The 19289-nt window shown below is 69.9% G+C and carries 12 protein-coding genes and 1 pseudogene; 6 read left to right on the forward strand and 7 right to left on the reverse strand.

Annotation, left to right across the window (positions count from 1 at the left end; all coding sequences use genetic code 11):
• Positions 1–97 precede the first annotated feature (97 nt).
• Together ACGFIB_RS12415 and ACGFIB_RS12420 are read left to right on the forward strand one after the other, a co-directional pair.
• Positions 98–2854 (forward strand): immune inhibitor A domain-containing protein, encoded by a 2757-nt coding sequence (locus ACGFIB_RS12415; protein ID WP_393371112.1) that lies wholly within the window; start codon positions 98–100, stop codon positions 2852–2854.
• Between the two features lie 121 nt (positions 2855–2975).
• Positions 2976–3905 carry a diacylglycerol/lipid kinase family protein gene (locus ACGFIB_RS12420; protein WP_142570288.1) on the forward strand — a complete coding sequence of 310 codons (930 nt, stop codon included), beginning with the start codon at positions 2976–2978 and terminating at the stop codon, positions 3903–3905.
• A 3-nt stretch (positions 3906–3908) separates the two neighbouring features.
• On the opposite strand, the gene ACGFIB_RS12425 is transcribed toward ACGFIB_RS12420, so the two are convergent.
• The 4 genes and pseudogenes from ACGFIB_RS12425 to ACGFIB_RS12440 all read right to left on the reverse strand — a co-directional run bounded on the left by ACGFIB_RS12425 (position 3909) and on the right by ACGFIB_RS12440 (position 9955).
• Entirely contained in the window at positions 3909–4745 is an 837-nt protein-coding gene (locus ACGFIB_RS12425; protein WP_393371115.1) for an SWIM zinc finger family protein, read from the reverse strand.
• Complete coding sequence (locus ACGFIB_RS12430) at positions 4746–7718, reverse strand: SNF2-related protein (RefSeq protein ID WP_393371470.1); 2973 nt, start codon at positions 7716–7718, stop codon at positions 4746–4748.
• A pseudogene (locus ACGFIB_RS12435) lies at positions 7707–9245 on the reverse strand (SNF2 helicase-associated domain-containing protein); the annotation flags it as partial. The pseudogene ACGFIB_RS12435 and the gene ACGFIB_RS12430, both read right to left, overlap by 12 nt.
• Positions 9236–9955, reverse strand: a complete 720-nt coding sequence (locus ACGFIB_RS12440; protein ID WP_393371118.1) for a TetR/AcrR family transcriptional regulator — start codon at positions 9953–9955, stop codon at positions 9236–9238. The pseudogene ACGFIB_RS12435 and the gene ACGFIB_RS12440, both read right to left, overlap by 10 nt.
• Before the next feature lie 85 nt (positions 9956–10040).
• Between ACGFIB_RS12440 and ACGFIB_RS12445 the strand changes: the two genes are divergently transcribed.
• Positions 10041–11189, forward strand: coding sequence for an FAD-dependent monooxygenase (locus ACGFIB_RS12445; protein WP_357256651.1), 1149 nt, complete (start codon positions 10041–10043; stop codon positions 11187–11189).
• A 189-nt stretch (positions 11190–11378) separates the two neighbouring features.
• Entirely contained in the window at positions 11379–11642 is a 264-nt protein-coding gene (locus ACGFIB_RS12450; protein ID WP_142570298.1) for a hypothetical protein, read from the forward strand.
• A gap of 128 nt (positions 11643–11770) precedes the next feature.
• Here the strand turns inward: ACGFIB_RS12450 and ACGFIB_RS12455 are convergent, their stop codons facing one another.
• The 3 genes from ACGFIB_RS12455 to ACGFIB_RS12465 all read right to left on the reverse strand — a co-directional run bounded on the left by ACGFIB_RS12455 (position 11771) and on the right by ACGFIB_RS12465 (position 17273).
• The gene (locus ACGFIB_RS12455; protein ID WP_357244182.1) at positions 11771–12175 is read right to left on the reverse strand and encodes a cellulose binding domain-containing protein; all 405 of its coding nucleotides are present in this window, start codon (positions 12173–12175) and stop codon (positions 11771–11773) included.
• Between the two features lie 100 nt (positions 12176–12275).
• Positions 12276–14690, reverse strand: a complete 2415-nt coding sequence (locus ACGFIB_RS12460) for a glycoside hydrolase family 9 protein (protein WP_393371121.1) — start codon at positions 14688–14690, stop codon at positions 12276–12278.
• Between the two features lie 153 nt (positions 14691–14843).
• A complete protein-coding gene (locus ACGFIB_RS12465) occupies positions 14844–17273 on the reverse strand; it encodes a glycoside hydrolase family 48 protein (protein WP_409348764.1) in 2430 nt (809 codons plus the stop codon).
• Positions 17274–17714: 441 nt separating this feature from the next.
• Between ACGFIB_RS12465 and ACGFIB_RS12470 the strand changes: the two genes are divergently transcribed.
• Positions 17715–18113: a phage holin family protein gene (locus ACGFIB_RS12470; RefSeq protein WP_142570306.1), complete on the forward strand. Its 399-nt coding sequence runs from the start codon at positions 17715–17717 to the stop codon at positions 18111–18113.
• Complete coding sequence (locus tag ACGFIB_RS12475) at positions 18110–19078, forward strand: DUF3618 domain-containing protein (protein WP_393371128.1); 969 nt, start codon at positions 18110–18112, stop codon at positions 19076–19078. The genes ACGFIB_RS12470 and ACGFIB_RS12475 overlap by 4 nt, the downstream gene beginning before the upstream one ends.
• The last annotated feature ends 211 nt before the right edge of the window (positions 19079–19289 follow it).

Below are 19289 nucleotides of genomic sequence, written 5' to 3' on the forward strand. Positions count from 1 at the left end.
ACCCTCCCTTTACCCGCTCGTTTAAGGTCCCGCATGCGTGCTCATCCCGGCGCGCTGTGCATGGGTGTCCGGGGAACCCGGACGGGAAGGGATCTCGTTGTCCAGAAGAATCCGGCGTCTCGCCGCGATCGTGCCCGCGCTCGGGCTGGCGGCAGGAGGTCTGGCCGCGGCAGGTGCGGCCGCGGCGCCCACGGCGGGCTACCAGCCCTCCGCCAAGGACCACTACATCAACTACGCGCCGCCGCGCGTGCAGGGCGACTTCACCACCATCGAGGAGAAGGTCCCGGCGCAGGGCGCCAAGCGCACCGCGGCTCTGGCCAAGGCCGTCGACCACAAGTTCGCGAGCGGCAACCCGGTCGCGGCACGGGTGCTGGCCAAGCACGAGAAGCAGGCGATCAAGACCGGGAAGAACCCCTTCGACTTCATCTACAAGAAGGCGAAGACGACCCGCACCGCCAAGCTCCTCACGCTGCTGGTCGAGTTCAACGACCAGGCCAACGACGACTTCTCCGGCTGGTCCCACCCCAGGACGATCGACGACGTCGACGACTGCATCACCGAGCCGCCGGGCACCAAGCTGAACGGCCCGCTGCACAACAAGATCCCCAACCCCGCGACCGCGGCGGGCGGGGGCAAGGACAACAACTCGATGTGGGTGGCCGACTTCAACACCGCCCACTACAACAACATGCTCTACAGCTCGAAGGGGATCACGACCCGGGTCCGCCCGGACATGAAGGACCCCCGGGACGGCAAGAAGGGCATCGACCTGTCCGGCCTCACCATGAAGAACATGTATGAGGAGATGTCGAAGGGCGCCTACACCGTCACCGGTCAGGCCGTCGGCTGGCTCAAGGTGCCGCACTCCGAGGCGTGGTACGGCGCGGGCAAGTGCCACACCTACCCGCAGGACATGACCGGCCACCCCGACAACCCGCGCGGTCCCGCGCAGTTCGCGGTCGACGCGGTCGACGCGCTCGTGCAGTCGAACCCGAACTTCCCGTGGGCGGACTACGACGTCGAGGACACCTCCGACGCCGACGGCGACGGCAACTACGACGAGCCCGACGGCGTCGTCGACCACCTCGTGCTCATCCACGCGGGCGAGGACAAGTCGGGCGGCGGTGGCGCTGAGGGCACGTTCTCCCTGTGGGCCCACTCCAGCGACGTGACCGGCGGCTACACGGTCCCGGGCACGAACATCAAGATCTCGAACTACATCCTCCAGCCCGAGGACTCCGGCGTGGGCGTGTTCGCCCACGAGTACGGCCACGACCTCGGCCTGCCGGACCTGTACGACACCACCGGCGCCGGCGACTCCGACGTCGACTTCTGGGACCTGATGTCGAGCGGCTCGCACGCCGGGCCGATCATCCAGTCCATGCCCACGCACATGGGGCTGTGGGACAAGTGGGTGCTCGGCTGGGCCAACCCGAAGGTCATCGAGCCGGGCGGCAAGAACCAGCTCGTGGCGGTCGGCCAGGCCTCGCGTACGCCGAAGGGCACCGAGGACGGCGTCCGGATCAACCTGCCGGACAAGCTGAACGTCATGTCCACCCCGCACAGCGGGTCGAACCTGTGGTGGTCCAACAGCGACCAGGACTGGGCCGACAACAAGCTGAGCAGGACCGTCGACGTCCCGGCCGGGCCGGACGCGAAGTTCTGGTGGTGGAGCGACTGGGGCATCGAGGCCGACTGGGACTACGGCTTCTTCGAGATCTCCACCGACGGCGGCGCCACCTGGACCGAGCAGAAGGTCTACAACGAGGACGGCAGCCTCGTCACCACCGGCGACGACTACACCGACCCGAACAGCCGCCTGAAGGACTACGGCAACAAGAAGTACGGCCTCACCGGTGAGAGCGGCGGCTGGCAGCACCTGTACGTCGACCTCGCGCCGTTCGCGGGCACGTCCGTCCAGATCCGCCTGCGCTACGCCACGGACGCGGCGTCCATGCAGCGCGGCTGGTTCAACGACGACTTCTCGCTGAACGACGGCGCCACCGCGGTCTGGACCGACGACGTCGAGAGCGGCGCCGACGGCTGGACGGCCACCAAGGGCACGTTCACCGACACCAGCGGCGCCGGCTGGGTCATCCACTCCGGGCAGGAGCAGGCGGCGCAGTACTACCTGGCCGAGTGGCGCAACTTCGACGGCTTCGACAACGGCCTGCAGTACGCCTACGACACGACCTGGCTGCGCGACGGCGCGTGGAAGGTCGAGAAGGTCAAGTACAACGCCCCGGGCCTGCTCGTCTGGTACCGCGACGCCTCGGTGTCCAACAACGACGTGTCGGGCCGCACGTTCGACCTGCCGTCGGTGGGCCCGAAGGGTGAGCTCCTCGTCGTGGACTCGCACTTCGACCCGCTGCGCCGTACGGGCGAGGCGGCGGAGAAGGACCCGAGCCTCCTGAAGAACCTGCCGTCCCGTCCGCAGTCGTCCAACGCGGCGTTCAACTTCGTCGGCACCTACCCGTTCAAGGAGTGCGTCGAGGGCGAGCCGTTCAAGGAGTACTGCACCTCGTTCGGCAAGCAGGCGGCGGTGAAGTCGTTCACGGACGCCAAGGGCTGGTACCCCGGCCTGGAGATCCACGACGACGGCAGCCTGTACTACCGCCAGCGTGACTCCTCGGCCGTCGTCCCGTCCAAGAACAACCAGCCGTACTCGACCCGGATCGTCCACGCGGACGGCACCCCGGCGACGGAGCTCTACGGCACCGACATCGGCGGCCCGATCCTCGGCACCGGCAACCCCGGAGACGAGGGCAAGCAGCTCGGCGTGCAGATCAAGCTGATCAGCCCGCTGCCGGCCAACCTGGGTGCGATCGTCCAGGTCACCCCGGCCAAGAAGTAGCCGCCACCGGGGTGTGAAGCCCCGTGGCGCCGTGCCCGGCCGCCGTCCGCTCCGGACGGCAGCCGGGCACACTCGTGCCCGGGGCCGCGCGCCCGGCCGCGGTGGCCCCTAGCATGTGAGCGTGCGGAGCAAGGCGGAGCATACGGAGGCCATCCACCGGGAGCGGAAGGCCGCCGTCGTCGTGAACACCAAGTCCCGGCGGGGCCGTCGCCACTACGCCGAGGTGCTGGCGCTGCTGAAGGAGCGGGACTTCCGGCTCACGGGCGTCCACCCCGTGACCGACCCCTCGCGGCTGCGCGACATCCTGACCCGCGCGCTCGACTCGGGCCCCGACCTGCTCGTCGTCGGCGGCGGCGACGGCACGCTGAGCAGCTCGGTCAGGCACGTGGCGGGCCGCGACGTCGCCCTCGGCGTGCTGCCGCTGGGCACCACCAACAACTTCGCCCGCAGCCTGGGGCTGCCGCTCGACCTGGCCGGGGCGATCGGCGTGTTCACCGAGGGCAAGGTGGCCGACATCGACCTCGGCATCTGCGGCGACCGTCCCTTCGCCAACCTCGCGAGCTTCGGCGTCTCGGTCGAGGTGGCGGGCACCGTCAAGCCGTGGCTCAAGCGGATGCTCGGCCGGGCGGCCTACCCGCTGACCGCGATGACGGTCCTGCCGAGGCACCGGCCGTTCCGCGCCTACATCACGGTGGACGGCAAGCGCCACGAGCTGCTGACCCACCAGCTCAACATCGCCAACGGCCGTTTCCACGGAGGCTGGCAGATCGCCAGGGACGTCAGCATCGACAACCGCAGGCTGGTGGCCTACCAGCTCGGCTCCGGCAAGCGGCTGCGCCTGCTCGGGGAGACCCTCGTGCGGGCGACCACCGGCAAGTGGACCAGCCTCGCGGGCGGCCCCTTCGTGACCGGCCAGGAGATGCTGCTGGAGACCGACCCGCCGATGGCGGCCGACATCGACGGCGAGGTGCGGCTGCGCACCCCGCTCGTGCTCAGGACCATCCCGAACGGCGTCCGGGTGATGGTTCCGCAGAGCTTCGAGGACACCTGATCCCTACTCGTTCTCCTCGGCCGCGAAAGCCCGGTACGCGGGCCGCAGCAGGTCGAGGAGCGGGATGTGCCTGGCCTTGACCGGCGGCGGGTCCAGCGCGCGCAACAGGAGATCGGAAGGCGAGCCGGGGCTGGCCGCCGGGCCGGGGCGGGCCGGGGAGGCGCCGGACCCGTAGAAGTCGCCGACGCGCTCGGCGAACGGGACGTCGGTCACGTCGAGAAGCCCTGGTTTCTCCACGTGCTCCCCTCCGCCGGTCTGGCGGAGCGCGTCGAGCAGCGCGTCCTTGGCCATTCCCCGCCAGGCCAGCACCAGGAACGGGTCCTCGTCGAACGCCTCGGCCAGCAGGTACAGCACGGCCGACAGGTGCTTGCAGGGGAAGCCCCAGTCGGGGCAGGAGCACTCCATGTCCAGGCCGCGCTCGCCGGGAAACAGCGGCAGCCCGCACGCGTCGAAGACCTGCTCGATCTCCGGCGGCATCTCCCCGGCGAGCAGTTTGGCCCGGTGGAGGGCCTGCGCGGCCAGCGCCTCGGCCAGCCCCGCCCACTCCCGCGCGCCGTACGCCGTGATCCGCACGTGCACGTCGTACGGCTTGGGGCGCGAGCCCTGCACCCGGGCCTTCGCCAGGCCGGGACCGAGGTCGAGGTCGAGCACCTGGCCCCGCCGCGCGTAGGCGCGCCCCCGGGTCAGCCTGCCCGCGTCGCAGACGCGCTCCAGGATGTCGATGAACCGCCGCGACCACCATTGCTCGCCGATGGAGCCCCGCTTCGAGCGTGCCTTGATGCCGCCCTCGACCCTGATGGGCCGCGCGGCCTCGAACCAGCCGTCCCGCCCGACCGGCATTCAGCTCACCGCCTCGGGGGACAGGCGGAACAGCTCGCGCAGCTCCGCCGTGGACAGCCCGGCGATCCAGTCCTCGCCCGTCCCGACGACGCTCTCGGCCAGGGCCTTCTTGCGCTCGATCATCTCGTCGATCCGCTCCTCCAGGGTCCCCGCGCAGATGAACTTCCTGACCTGCACGTTGCGGGTCTGACCGATGCGGAACGCCCGGTCGGTGGCCTGGTTCTCCACGGCCGGGTTCCACCATCGGTCCACGTGCACGACGTGGCAGGCGGCGGTGAGGTTGAGCCCGGTGCCGGCGGCCTTGAGCGACAGCAGGAAGATCATCGGCTCGTCCTCGGCCTGGAAGCGCTCCACGAGCGCGTCACGCGTCTTCTTCGGCAGCCCGCCGTGCAGCCACAGCACCGGGCGGTCGAGACGCGCCGCCAGGTAGGGCTGCAGCATCGAGCCGAACTCGGCGTACTGCGTGAAGACCAGCGCCTTGTCGCCCTCGCTGAGGATCTCCTCGGCCAGCTCCTCCAGCCGGGCCAGCTTTCCCGACCGGCCGGCCAGCCGCGAGCCGTCCTTGAGCAGGTGGGCGGGGTGGTTGCAGACCTGCTTGAGCCTGGTCATCGCGGCCAGGACGTTCCCGCGCCGCTCGATGCCCTCGCTGCCGGCGATCCTGTCCATCATGTCCTCGACCACCGCCTGGTAGAGGCTCGCCTGCTCGGGGGTGAGCGTGCACCAGACCTTCATCTCCATCTTGTCCGGCAGGTCGGAGATGATCGTTTTGTCGGTCTTGAGGCGCCGGAGCACGAACGGGCCGGTGGCCCGCTTGAGCGCGGTCGTGGCGGTCTCGTCGCCCCGCCGTTCGATCGGCTCCTGGTAGCGGCCGCGGAAGGCCTTCGCCGATCCGAGCAGGCCGGGGTTGCAGAACTCCATGATCGACCACAGCTCGGCCAGATGGTTCTCGACCGGGGTGCCGGTCAGCGCCAGCCTCGTCCGCGCCGGGAGCGAGCGCACGGCCTGGGCCTGCCGGGCGGCGGCGTTCTTGATGGCCTGGGCCTCGTCGCAGACGATCCGGGCCCAGCCGAACCGGGTCAGGGCGTCCCGGTCGCGCAACGCCGTGCCGTACGTCGTGAGGACGAGGTCGGCCACACCGACCCGCTCGGCCAGTTCCTCGTCGCGCAGCCGGCCGGTGCCGTGATGGAGGTAGACGTCCAGCGAGGGAGCGAAGCGGGCGGCCTCCTTCTGCCAGTTGCTGAGCAGCGACATCGGGCACACCAGCAGCGTCGCCCCGACCTGCTCTTCCTGCTCACGCTCATTAACCAGCAACGAAAGGGTTTGGGCTGTGTTGTGGCAAAGGATGCTCCCGGCGACGAAGTTGTGGTGCTCTGCCACCTCGAAGTCATAGACGTATCCCTCGTAATCGATTTCCTCCACCGAGACGACCCGCGCGTAGAAGACCTCACGTTCCGCGCGCATGACGAGCTCATCACGGGTGGCGCGCAATGCATCCCGATCCAAGGCGCGATACGCGGCAGCGACCTCCCCGGTCCATCGATTCTGCGGTTGCTTCAGATGTTCGCGTTCCGCTGCCCCGGACAACATTCGGTCCATCGCCTGAACCGCCATGGCCGCGCTCTTCGAGGAAAGCTCCTGGGTCTCCGTGAAGTAGACGGTACCGACACCGAAATGACGCATGGGAAGGCTGGTGGACGCCCGAGCGAGCAACAGAAGATCGCTGCCGGGCACGCCCTCCACATTCGAGTTGGCCGGCTTCGCGCAGACGCCGTCCAATTTCGCTTGCTTCACCGGGTCGGAGAACCCGATGAGATCTCGGAACAGCCGAAGCCCGGGGCCGCCGATCATGCCGATTTGATACGGCCGCCTGATTCCAGTGCCGTTGGTGGCCGCCTTCATCTTCTCAGTCGTCCGCAGCCAGATCCCGAAACGGCGGAGCATGATGCTCAGTTGGGACATGAGCCAGCGCGAGGCGGACGCGATTTCGATCATCCGCATTCCCGCGACGACACTGCCTTCGGCCGTGAAGAACTCCCTCAGGAAAAGCCGGACCGTGTCATCGTCAGCGGCCATGATGAAGTCAGGAATGCGCTTCGCGGCGGACAGGTAGCCCCATTTGTAGCCTCGGGCGGAAAGGAACGCGGCATAGTCGACGCTGCACAGGCGCAACTCGTGAACATTCCTTGCAGGTCGTACAGTCGGTTTGTTCACGATCAGCCCGAAGCGGGTGCCGATCCGGAGGACTCGCTCATGGAGTGCGTCGAGAACGGCACGGTTTTTCTGGGTGATTCGCAGATCCGCCTTGCGATTCTCGTGGCCCTCGCTTATCTGCCACGCCAGGAGAACGGTGAGGTCAGGATCGACCGGCTCTCCCTCCCAACGGATGCGACGGGGTACGCAGATTCGGTCGCCGGACTGGATGTCACGGGTCCAGCCGTTGACACCGAGCAGACGGTGCCGCCTGGTGATCGTGATCTCGCTGCCATCGTCCAGACGGACTCGGCGAAGCCGTTCCCGCACATGCTGGCGGTATAGACGAGTGAATGGGGCCTGCACCATCCGACCTTTGGCGTCGATCGCATTGGTGAAAAGCGGAGACAACGGGATGGCCCACTCACCGCCATCCTCAGAGAGGGTATCGGTGGCGTAGTTCTGCCAGATATCGGCCGCAGGGGTAAGCACGCCATTCACGAAAACCGGTGAATCCGGCATTAGGCACTTACCGAGTCCCATGTCGTCCGCGAGGATGGCGCCGAGTCCGAGCTGGGACATGAAGTCGAGCCAGGCGAGGCCGCGTTCCTGGTAGGGCCGCAGCGTGCCGTGGAAGGCGGCGGGGGTCGCGACGGGTTCGAGCCGGCGGTCGGCCTCGCCGGACAGCAGGTCGCCGAGCAGGCCGTCGGCGTCCACCGCGACCAGCGGAAGGTCGTCGTCCCCGCCGTGGACCACCTCCTGGATGACCTCACCGACCGTCATCCGGCCCGAACGCTCCACCGCCTTCAGCGCGGCATCCAGTTGCCGGGCGTCCAGCTCGACCCACTGCCCCCGCAGCCGGATCAGCGGCACCTTGAGCCGGGCCAGCTCCGCCAGCTCCTCCTCGCTGATCGCCTCCTCGCCGAGGGCCAGCTCGGCCCGGAAATCCACCAGTTGCTCCAGCCCGAACCCCTGGTCGGCGGCGGCGCCGGGCCCGGAGCGGGACCGCGCGGTGAGCTTCAGGCCGAGCCTGGTGCGGCCGGCCCAGGCGGGCAGCCGCACGCCGAACCCGGCCGACTGGAGGAGCGGCGCGGCATGGCGGAGGAAGTGGAAGGCGTTCTCGACGTCCAGGTCGACATGGGCCGGCCGGGCCTGCCGGAGCGCATCGTTGATCTTGGGGTAGAGACGGGCGGCCCGGCCCAGCCCGGTCAGCAGGACCTCGTCGGGCCGGCCGGGCAGGCCGGGCATGGTCTCGCCCGCCCAGAGCAGGGGAGCGGGCAGATAGAGGCTCGGGTCCTCGGCCGACTGGAGGGCGAACTCCAGACGCCACGCACCGCCGTCCGCTTGGGCCGCGGCATACTCGCCGGCGATGTCCGGGCTCGCGCCGGTCCCCGGGTCAGACGGCTCGACCTGGCGAGGCTCGACCAGACGGAAGGACACCTTGACCGGGCCGTCGAGCTGGTGGGCCGCCCGGAACCAGTCCCGCAGCGGCCGGGCCAGCGCCTCCGCCTCCTCCTGGCGCACGCCGGGAAGGGCCGCCGCGTCCCCGGTGAGCGCCACCGTCCACCGGTCGGCCAGCGGGCTGCGCCGCCCGGGACGGTGCCCGCCCAGCAGGCGCTCGGGCAGGGCCTGCCGTACGGCGGCGTCGGTCAGGGCCGCGATCGCCTCGATCAGCACGTGGGCGGAGGGCCGCTCCTCGGTCACGGCCCGGCAGACCGGCGGCATGGCGGCGGCGAGCTCCCGGAAGCGGGCGGCGTCGGGACCGGTCAGGACCGGCCGCCACCGGGCCGCGTAGCCGTCGGCCTCGGAGACGAACTGGGGCAGCACCCGGCCGCGCCGCACCAGGTCACGGACGTGGGCCGCGACCACGGAGAGAAAACGCAGGGAGGGCCCGGCGAGGATGTCGGCGAGGTGGTCCTCCGGTTCGGGCGACTGCGCCGAAGGGCGGCCCGCCTCGTCGAGCGTGGTCAGCAGGCGCAGCGCCGCGCCCGCGTCGAGCAGCAGGGCGAACACCCGCCACGGCCTGATCCCGGCCCGGCGCGCGACGACCCGCAGCCCGGTCTCCGGTGAGGGCAGGGGGCCGGACGCCGAACCCGGCAGGAGCAGCACCACCTCGCCCGACACGGCCTTTCCGGCGGCCTCGGCGGCGGTCTCCCCCCAGCCCGGCAGCGCGGCGGCGAGGGCGTCCGCCGGGGCGGCGAAGGGATGCGGGCGAACCTCGGCCCGGGATGCGCTCGGTGCGGCGCCGGCCGCGTCCTCGGCCCAGAGCACGAGGCGGCCGGCGTCCCAGGCCGCGTGGATCACGAGCATTCCGTCTCCCCCTGCCACTCCGGAACGCTAGCAGCGGTTCCGGCGCCCTCGTGCCGTGTGTCGTCGGCGGGCGGGAGCCGTACGGCGGTGTAGCGCCGCAGGTCGTCCTCGTTGAGCGGAGCCCCGGGAAGGGGTGATGCCCTGTCGGCGCGCAGGCCGTCCAGCACGAGCGCCACCACGCGTTGCATGGCCTGCTCGTCGTGCATGCCCGGCGGCGTGTACACGTTCAGTGTCATCAGCAGGGCGATGTCGCCGATGCCGAGGTCGGCGCGCAGCGCGCCGTCCGCCCGGGCCCGTTCGATCATGCGCAGGACGCCGGCGATCACCCGCTGCCGGATCTCGTGCAGGTCCGGGCCGGCGCGCAGCCGCTGGTGCAGGTGCGGTTCGAGCTTCGCCGGCAGCACGCCCAGCCGCAGGGCCACCGAGCCGCGCAGGAAACGGCACAACGCGTGCCAGGCGTCCGGCTCCTCGCGCCAGGCCGTCTCCGCCAGGTCCGCAAGCCGGCGCAGGCTCTCCACGCCGACCGCCCGGAGGAGCGCGTCCCTGTCGGGGAAGCGGCGGTAGAGCGTGCCGACGCCCACGCCGGCCCGGCGGGCGACGTCCTCCAACGGCACGTCGACGCCCTGCTCCAGGAACAACTCCTGGGCCGCGGCGACGATCAGATCCCGGTTGCGGCGCGCGTCGGCGCGCAGTCCCTTCTCCACTGCCACCTCACCAACCGGATCTGGACGATTTTCCTCCGGTTAGGATACCGTCGCATATCCGGAGGAAATTCTTCCGGTTAGGGGGTGCGTCATGAGCACGGTGCTCATCTCAGGGGCAGGGATAGCGGGGCCGACCCTGGCCTACTGGCTGGCCAGGCACGGATTCCGGGTCACGGTCGTGGAACGCGGGGGAGAGCCCCGGTCCAGCGGCAACCCGGTGGACGTCAGGGGACCGGCGGTCACGGTGGCGGAACGGATGGGTGTCCTGCCCCGGCTGCGCCGGGCCGCCACCGGCACGACCGGGGTCAGCTTCGTCGACGCGGCGGGCAGGCGGGTCGGCCGCATGGACATGCGCGCCGTGCAGCGGCCGGACGAGGTCGAGGTGCCGCGTGGCGACCTCGCGTCGATCCTTCACGAGGCGAGTCGCGGCCACGTCGATTTCCGCTTCGACGACTCCATCACCACGCTCACCCAGGACGGGCACGGGGTGGACGTCACCTTCGAGCACGCCGCCCCCCGCCGCTTCGACCTGGTGATCGGAGCCGACGGCCTGCACTCGGTGACGCGGCGCCTGACGTTCGGCCAGGAGACGGGGGGGCCGCAGAGCGACCTCGTGCGCCACATGGGCCTGTACGTCGCGACGACGCCGCTCGGCGGCGGGGCCGCCGAGGCCGGGCGGGACATCCTCATGCACAACGTCCCCGGCAGGGCGGTCGCCGTCCATCCCACGTCCCCGGGCGCGTTCTTCCTCTACCGGAGCCCGGCGATGCCGGGGTTCGACCACCGCGACACCGAACAGCACAAGCGGATGCTGACCGAGGCCTTCGCGGGCGTGTCCTGGCGGGCGCCGGAACTGCTCGAACGGGTGAGCGTCACCGACGACCTCTACTTCGACTCCGTCAGCCAGGTGCGCCTGCCCCGCTGGTGGAAGGGACGCGTCGCGCTCCTCGGCGACGCCGCCTCCTGCATGTCGCTGTTCGGCGACGGGTCCACCCTGGCGATGGCGGGGGCGTTCACCCTCGCCGAGGCGCTGGCCGGCACCGCCGATCCCGGGGCGGCCTTCCGCCGGTACGAGGCGACGCACCGGCGCCTGGCCGACCCCAAGCAGCGGAACGCCGGGCAGGCGTCGGCACTCCTGGTCCCCGCGACGCGAGGCGGCATCCTCGCCAGGAACCTGGCAACCCGCCTGTGGCCCGCCGTGGCCGCCGCCACGCGGCTCAAGCACGCGCTCGCCCGGTGAGACGCCGCGCATGGTGTCGGGGGCCATGCCGTGCGTCCCGCGCTTCGCCGTGTCACGTGCTGATGTCCTCGGCCCTCTGTTCGAGGGGGTGCTGTGAAACAAATGTTGCATATGAGCAATACTTGGGCGCTGGGGGGGCAGGGGGGGTCTTTCTGAGCGGAGGTCCCTCCGTGACTAGAGAGGTGTGCAATGACCGCGACCGCTACCGAGCGCCGCACTGCCGAGGGGCTCATCCACCCTTGGCCGGATGACCGCTACGAGGTCAGGTGTGACAGGGAGAGCCCGTTCACCGGTAGCCGTGACCGATACCACTATGCCAAGAACGCCGTGGAGTCGGCGAAGGCGCTGGAGCGAGCGGGGCTCGCCCGCCGCGTTGTGGTCGTCAGGCTGGCGGACGAGACCGTCATCTACGACCGTGTCGGCGACGTGAACCTGCCTCCCGAGTCGTGGTGATCCGGCATGTCACGGTGTGACACGTTCTGTTGCGTCCGATTGGGATAACGGAAGACGACGATCCCCCGGGAGTGTGTCCCGGGGGATCGTCGGTGTCCGGTGTGGGCCGCTGACTGCCGCGGTGGGCGTCAGGCGGGCGTGCAGGTGACGCTGGGAGCTCTGCCGCCGCCGCCCCCGCTGGTCATGAGGCCGAAGGTGGTCGAGCCGCCCATCGGGATGTCGCCGTTGTAGCTCTCGTTGCCGAACGCGTAGAAGCCCGGCAGGCCGATCACCGGGAGCGGCACGGCTCCTCCGACCTGGGTGACGACGGTGCCGTCGGTGTAACGCAACGACACGCGCCAGCCCTTGATCGCCGACGACCCGCTGTTGAGCACGGTCACCTGGGCGAGCGCGCCGTGGCTCTGCGAACCACCCCACACAGTGGTGATCGTGTAGGTCGCCGTGCAGCCGAGCGAGTCCGCAGCGGCCGGAGCGGCCGTGATCCCCGCGGCCGCCACGACCAGGGCAGCCGTGGCGATCGTCCGTCTGATCATGATCTCTCCCCTTCTCGGCGCTGACGTGGATACCCGCCTTCCCCAGGGAGGGGTCCGTCTGGGGAAGGCGGGCGGACGGGGGCGAGCCCGGGAAAGCGGACTACGCGGCGGTGCAGGTGACGGACGACGGGACGGTGCCCGAGCCGGTGCCGGTGAAGCCGAAGCTCGTGGTGGCGCCGGCGCTCAGGTTGCCGTTCCAGGACAGGTTCTGCACCGTCACGTTCGACCCGCTCTGGCTGACCGTGCCGCTCCACAGCTGGGAGATGGTCTGGCCGTTCGGGAACGACCAGGCCACCCTCCAGCCGGAGACGGCCGAGGCGCCGGAGTTGCGTACGGTGACGTCCGCCTGGAAGCCGCCCTGCCACGCGTTGGTGATCGTGTACGTCGCGGTGCACGCCTTGCCGGTCACCGGGGACGGCGACGGGGACGGCGACGGGGAGACGGACGGGCTGGGGGACGGCGACGGGGACGGGGACGGGGAAGGCGACGGGGAAGGCGACGCCGAGGGGCTGGCCGACGGGGACGCCGACGGAGACGGAGACGGAGACGGGGACGGGGACGGGGAGACCGAGGGGCTGGGCGACGGGGACGGTTCGGCGCCCGGCGCGTTGCCCCAGATCTTGGTGGACCCCGAGTAGAGCGTCATGTTCTGCACCGTCACCGGCGTGGACGGCGTGGTGGAGATCCCGGTGTACGACCAGTCGTTCGACGGGTCCCACGAACCCGAGCTGGCGATGCGGAACTGCACCTCACGCCGCGACTCCGACTGCCCCTGCGGCGCGATGACCTGGCCGGAGCAGTCGATGGTGACGTAGTAGACCTTGCCGGAGAACTGCGTCGGGCCGGTCGGCGGCTTGCACTGGTTGTAGTTGGCCGTCAGCGTGATCTGGCTCGGCGTGGTGGTGCCGTCGAGGGTGAAGTAGTAGCGGAACGACCCGTCGGTCAGCGCGCGGGCGGGCCAGGCCGAGTGGTTGTAGACCATCGTCTTGATCTCGGTGAAGTTCTGGCCGGTGGCGTTGAGCGCCGCCTGGAGGTAGATCTCCGGGCCGTCGGGGGTCTCCGCGACCGGGAAGTTCGCCAGCGGCGTCCCGCCGTACTCCTTGTACAGCCGCACCAGCGCGCTGGTGAAGCCGGCGTTGTAGTCGGTGGCGACCTCGTTCATCGTGTAGTCGGCCCGGCTGTCGGTGTAGGAGTCGTCGGCCGACTTGGGGCCGCCGACCAGCGCGCCGTACAGGATGTGCCGGCTCTGCTCCGGCTCGCCGTTCAGGTTGTTCGTCCAGGTGCCGTGCGCGGTGCGGTGGTGCGGGTTGCGCGGCGGGTTGGTCCCGAAGCCGATCTCGTACGACGACTTGCGCGGGTTGTCGCCGAGCGCGTAGTTGATCTGCCGCACGCCGAAGTCGTGGTAGCGGGCCTTGCGGGTGGTGTCGGTCAGCCAGTCGCTGTAGTCGAGCGCGACGAACGCGGTGTTGGCGGCGTAGCGGAGCGAGCCCCACGAGTCGAGCACGGCCTGGCCGCCGGGGGAGTAGTTCACCCTCTGCCCGTTGACGCCGACCGTCCACCAGTCGAGCCACCGGTTCGCGTCGTCGGCGTACTGCTGCTTGCCGGTCAGCTTGGCCAGCAGCACGTAGGAGCCGTACGACTTGTCGTCCCAGGCGATCGTCCACTTGTACGACTTGGTGCTCGACTGCGGCTCGGTGCCCAGGTTGGCGTAGTACGACTCGGCCTTGGCGAGGTAGGAGGAGTCCTGGGTGGCGCGGTAGAGCCAGATGGCGCCCCACACCAGCTCGTCGTTGTAGCCGCTCCAGGACTTGTAGAAGTTGGCCGCGTCGGTGATGCAGTCGCTGTACTTGCCCCGCACGGTGTCGGCGAAGGAGTACAGCTGCTTGGCGTGGGTCAGGAGCTTGTCGGCGTACGACGCGTCGGTGGGCCGGAAGACGATCGAGGAGGCCGCCATCGCGGCCGCCGTCTCACCGGCCAGGTCGGCTCCGCCGCACGAGGAGTCGATCTTGTACGAGGGCCTGTTCATCGGCAGCACCTCGGCCGCCCCCCACCAGGCGTGGTCGGGGTTGCCGCTGCCGACCTGGCCGTACAGGACGTTGGCGGAGGGGTGCGCCTTGATGAAGTAGTCGTTGACGAAGCGCAGGCTGTTCAGCAGGTAGGTGAGCTGCCCGGACGAGGTGTAGGCGTCGCGGTAGTCCACCGCGCCCCACGCGAGCATGGTCGTGCTGAACGCCATCGGCAGGCCGAACTTGACGTGGTCGCCGGCGTCGTACCAGCCGCCGGTCAGATCCAGGCCGACGTCCTTGCCGTCGTTGAGCGCCGAGTCGCCGCGCCAGGTGACGCGGTTGGTGGACGGCAGCTTGCCGGACTGCTGGGCCTCGTAGAAGAAGAGCGACTTCTGTAACGCCTCGCCGTAGTTGAACGACGGGGCCGCGGATGCCGACATGGGAACCGCGGCCGGGACGACCGCGGTGGAGATGATCAGCGCCGCCAGTGCCGGGAACGTACGCCGCATGAAGATGTGCCTCACATGGGTGGGGGGGTCGAGGGTGCGGCGACGGGTCAGGCGCCGCCGCACCCCGGCTTACTCGGTCGTGTCCGCAGGGACACTTCCCTGGGGGTGCGGTGAAGGGTCAGGCGACACCGCACCCCGGCTTACGGGGCGTGCTCAGCCGTTGGGGAAGAGCAGGCCGTACTGTCCGAGCGCGGTGGCCACGTCGGTCTGCGCCCAGAAGCGGTGGTAGTGGAAGACCGGAGCCGATCCACCGTTCAGGTAGGACTGGACCTTCGACCAGTCCGGGTCGTTCTTGTACCAGGACCGGATGGAGATGAAGGTCGAGTTGCTGTTGATCGTGTCGCCGTTCGGCATCTTGCCGGTCCAGCCGGACGGGACGTAGATCGGGTCGTCGAGGCGGTTGTAGTCCGTCTTGGTCTCGGCGACCGACACGCCCTTGGAGTCCTGGTTGTTCTTCCAGATGCCGTCCAGCAGCGCCTTGGCCGTGCTCTTGGCCTGGGCGTTGCCCGACTTGGCCGCGTAGAACATCAGCGTCTTGGCGTAGGAGCCGGCCACGCCGATGTCGTCGGTGTAGTCGGCGATGGTCACGTGCAGGCCGGTGTTGGCCGACGGCATCCCGGTGCCGCTGAAGCTGGCGTCGGGCTGGCCGGTCCAGTGCAGCGTCGACGGGATCTGGAAGGTGCCGTCGGAGTTCACCGTGGTGCCGGACAGGGCCCAGGAGACCCACTTGTCGAGCACCGTCTTGGCGTCGGCGTTGCCCGTGGCGTAGTAGTACTCCGCCACGCGCTCCATCGACCACGCCTGGAAGCCGAACCACTGGTTCGACGGCGGGTCGTGGTAAACCGGCTCCCAGTCATAGGCCATGCCGAAGAACTTCGGCAGGCTCGACGGCGGAGCGGCGTAGTGGCCCTCCCAGCTGTTGGTCGCGCCACCGGCGATGGCGCCCTCGGCCGACTGCAGCCACTTGTAGAACTGGATCTGCCGGGTGAGGCTGGTCGACCAGTCGCTGACGGCGGTGGAGCCCTTCGGCTTCAGCGCGTTGACGTTCGACAGCGCCCAGGCCGCCATCGGGTTCTGGTAGCCGCCGTGGTTGTGGCTGGAGCCGATGCGCCAGGCCCAGCCGGCCGACGTGTCGGTCGCGCCGCCCCAGGCGTAGTACCAGGACAGCAGGTAGTTCGACGCGTTCTTGCCGGTGCCCGCCGCGCAGGAGGTGCTGGTGCAGCCCGGCTGCTTGAAGTACTTGTCGTACATCGCGTAGCGCAGGTAGTCGCCCATCTTGGCGGCGTTGGACACCGAGGTGGAGATCTGCGACTGCTTGCCCTGCTCGGTCGCCCAGGTCAGCGCCCAGTAGGCGGCCTGGACGGCGCGGGCGTCGGCGTCCGGCGCGTTGGTGTACTTCCACTGCTTCGCGTACGACGCGTCACCCGTGAACAGGTCGAGGAACCCGTTCGGGCCGCCGAACGCGAAGGTGTCGCACGACGGCTGCGGGATGGTCTCGAAGACCGACTCCTCGGGCCCGCGCTGGTAGGTGTTGATGTAGGCCGGCTTGGTGGTGCCGTCGCCGCAGCGGCCGAAGCCGTAGGTGTTGTCGACGTCCAGCAGCCAGTGCATGCCGTAGATGTCGGAGGTGCCGTACGCGCTCTTCAGCTCACCGGCGATCGGGTCGGTGCCGACGCTGACGCCGCTGTCGAGCCTTGACGGGTACTGGTTGATGGCGTTCCACTCACCGGCGTACGTCGCCGGCTTGCTGGCGTCGTACTTGTCGTTGGTGGGCTGGTCGTTGTGCGACGGGATGATGTACTTCTCCATCGTCGTCCACGCGGTGTTGAACTTCGACCAGTCCCCGCTGATCTTGCCGTACATCGCCTCCAGCCACAGGTAGTAGCTGAACGCCTCGGACGTCGTCTCGTGGCCCTGGTCGGGAGCCTCCACGAGCAGCGTCTCGACCGAGTGGTACGGCACGCCCTGGGGCGAGAAGTACCCGTTGGCCGGGTCGTGGATCTTGTTGTACATCGTCATGAAGTTGTTGATGTACTCGTTGGTCCCCGGCGAGGGGCTCGCCGACGGCGACGGCGACGCGGACGGCGACGCCGAGGGAGAGGCGGAGGGCGAGGCCGACGGCGACGCGGACGGGCTGGCCGACGGGCTGGCCGACGGGCTCGGGGAGGGGCTGGGCGATCGGCTAGGCGAGGGGCTCGGTGAGGGACTGACGGTCGCCCCACAGGTCACGCCGTTGATGGAGAACGAGGAGGGCTTGTTGTTGCTGCCGGACCACGTTCCCTGGAACCCGACGTTGGTCGTCGCGCCGGTGCCGAGGTTCCCGTTCCAGGACATGCTCGTGCCCGTGACGGTGGAGCCGCTCTGGCTCCAGTTCGCGGACCAGCCGTTCGACAGGCTCTGCCCGTTCGGGAAGTTGAACCTGAGCGTCCAGTTGTTGATCGGGTCGCCGAGGTTCTTGATGTCCAGGCTGACCGTGAAACCGCCTGATCCGGAACCCCAGGAGTTGAGCGCGTACTGGACGTCGCAGGAGACGGCGGCGGACGCAGGAGTCTGCGCCAGTCCGACGAGGAGGCCGCCCGACACGGAGGCGGCCGCCAGCAGGGCGAGTCGTCTCCGCGATCGTGGGAGCGCTCCCGTACTCAGAGCTCTCGTTCGCATTTGAGGAGGGTCTCCAAAGGGGATTGGGGGTGGGAGCATCGGATGGAGAAATGCCAGGTAGTGGATTTCGCGACCGATGCGGGCAAGGGTGGATCTGGACCGATACGATGGGAGCGCTCCCACCTCAGGATTGTGGATTGGGCCCCCGGTATGTCAATGACGGGTTGCCGACGCCTCACGCGGTGACTCTCCCGGCCGGTGAGCCGGGGCCCCTTGCTGGCCTTTTGCCCGCCTCTGGCGGACGTGGCGCTGATACATGACTGAAACTTTCACGTGTAACAGCCTGGCCGTTCACCCCGCCGGGGCCCGTGGTTAGGGCTCTCGGCTGCGGGTAGGCGCTTCCCAACCCTGGAAGGGAGGCAGGCCATGACCATCCAGAAGGAGTCGCCGTCCACAGGCGAACTCGTCCGCCGTCTGTCCGAGGACGTCTCCCGGCTGATCCGCGACGAACTGCGGCTGGCGCGGCTGGAGATGACTCGTAAGGGCAAACGCGCAGGCATGGGCGCGGGCCTGCTCGGCGCCGCGGGACTCATCGCGTTCTACGGCGGAGGAGCCCTCGTGGCCACCGCGATCCTGGCGCTCGCGCTCGTGCTGCCGGCCTGGGCCAGTGCCCTGATCATCGGCGCCGCGCTGCTGGCGCTCGCCGGACTGCTCGCCCTGGTGGGCAAGGAGCAGGTGTCCCGTGCGGCGCCGCCCACTCCCGACGAGGCGATGCGCAGCCTCAAAGCAGACATCGACGTCATGAAGGAGAGTGCGCGCAGATGACCGAGACCGACCCCGGAGCGGCCCGGCCGAACGCCGGTGCCGTGGGTGTGCACAGACAGGACGTGTCCGATCCGGTCACCGAGCCGGAGTCGCTGAACGCCGTACGGCAGTCGCGGCCCGGCCCCGAGCCAGTCGCCGCGGCCCGGGACACCGAGACCAGAGGCGGACACGAGAAGAAGGGGCACGACGAGATCGCCGAGGTCCGCCAGGAGATCGAGCGGACCCGCGACCACCTCGGTGACACGATCGAGGCCCTTGCCGCCAAGGCCGACGTGAAGGCGCGGGCGCAGGAACGCGTGCACGCGACCACCGCGGCCGCACGGGCCAGGGTGGCCGGTGTCACCGGGCGGGTGCGCGAGGCCGCGCCGCAGCCGCTGCGCGGAGCCGCGGGCAGGGTCGGCGAGCAGGCGAAGAGCCGTCCCGGCCTGATCGCCGCCGCCGGAGCCGCGGGCACCGCGCTGCTGCTGCTGCGCCGGTTCACCCGGGGCCAGGGCCGTACGACGAGGCCCGGAGCGTCGAGCGTGTTCCAGCGGAAGCCGGCGGTCTCCGGCGCGGGGGGCATGTCGAGGACGCGCGGCACCGGTGGGGCCCGCATGGGCAGGGGGATGCTCGGCATGTCCGGCAGGATCGGCAGGACGCGCGGCGGATCTCGGATGTCCGGCTTCCGGATGTCCGGCGTCAAGAGCGGTCTCGGCGCCAAGAGCAGGTTCGGCGGCATCGGCCCGCTCGGCGGCAAGGGCGGCGCCTTCGGCCGCAGGGGTGTGTCCGGTGGGAAGGGTCTGTTCGGCCGCAAGGGTGTGTCCGGCGGGAAGGGTCTGTTCGGCGGCAAGAGAACGCTCGGCCGCGAGAGCATGTTCGGCGGGACGGGCATCCGCGGCCTGTTCGGCCGGTCCCGCATGTCCGGCGGTCGCCGGATGCCGCTGCGGTCACGCCGCGCGCTCATGCGGAGGCTCGCGCACCGATGACCGAGCCCTAGCCCGGCCCGAGCCCGGGCCCGAGGACAAGCCCGATGACCGAGCCCTAGCCCGGCCCGAGCCCGGGCCCGAGGACAAGCCCGATGACCGAGCCCGGGCTCGAGGACGAGTGGGGGCCGCTGCGAGTCCGCCGCGGAGCCGTACGCCGGCCCCCGTGATCCCCCGTGATCCCCCGTGATCCCCCGGAAACCCCCGAGCCCGA

It is taken from the genome of Microbispora bryophytorum (assembly GCF_043197435.1).
GTDB classification, from domain to species: domain Bacteria; phylum Actinomycetota; class Actinomycetes; order Streptosporangiales; family Streptosporangiaceae; genus Microbispora; species Microbispora bryophytorum.

Bases quoted from the DNA above. Each gene is read 5' to 3' on its own strand.
- ACGFIB_RS12460 (WP_393371121.1), bottom strand. From the start codon at position 14,690: ATGCGGCGTACGTTCCCGGCACTGGCGGCGCTGATCATCTCCACCGCG.
- ACGFIB_RS12430 (WP_393371470.1), bottom strand. From the start codon at position 7,718: ATGACGGTCGGTGAGGTCATCCAGGAGGTGGTCCACGGCGGGGACGAC.
- ACGFIB_RS12450 (WP_142570298.1), top strand. From the start codon at position 11,379: ATGACCGCGACCGCTACCGAGCGCCGCACTGCCGAGGGGCTCATCCAC.
- ACGFIB_RS12445 (WP_357256651.1), top strand. From the start codon at position 10,041: ATGAGCACGGTGCTCATCTCAGGGGCAGGGATAGCGGGGCCGACCCTG.
- ACGFIB_RS12455 (WP_357244182.1), bottom strand. From the start codon at position 12,175: ATGATCAGACGGACGATCGCCACGGCTGCCCTGGTCGTGGCGGCCGCG.
- ACGFIB_RS12475 (WP_393371128.1), top strand. From the start codon at position 18,110: ATGACCGAGACCGACCCCGGAGCGGCCCGGCCGAACGCCGGTGCCGTG.
- ACGFIB_RS12425 (WP_393371115.1), bottom strand. From the start codon at position 4,745: ATGCCGGTCGGGCGGGACGGCTGGTTCGAGGCCGCGCGGCCCATCAGG.
- ACGFIB_RS12470 (WP_142570306.1), top strand. From the start codon at position 17,715: ATGACCATCCAGAAGGAGTCGCCGTCCACAGGCGAACTCGTCCGCCGT.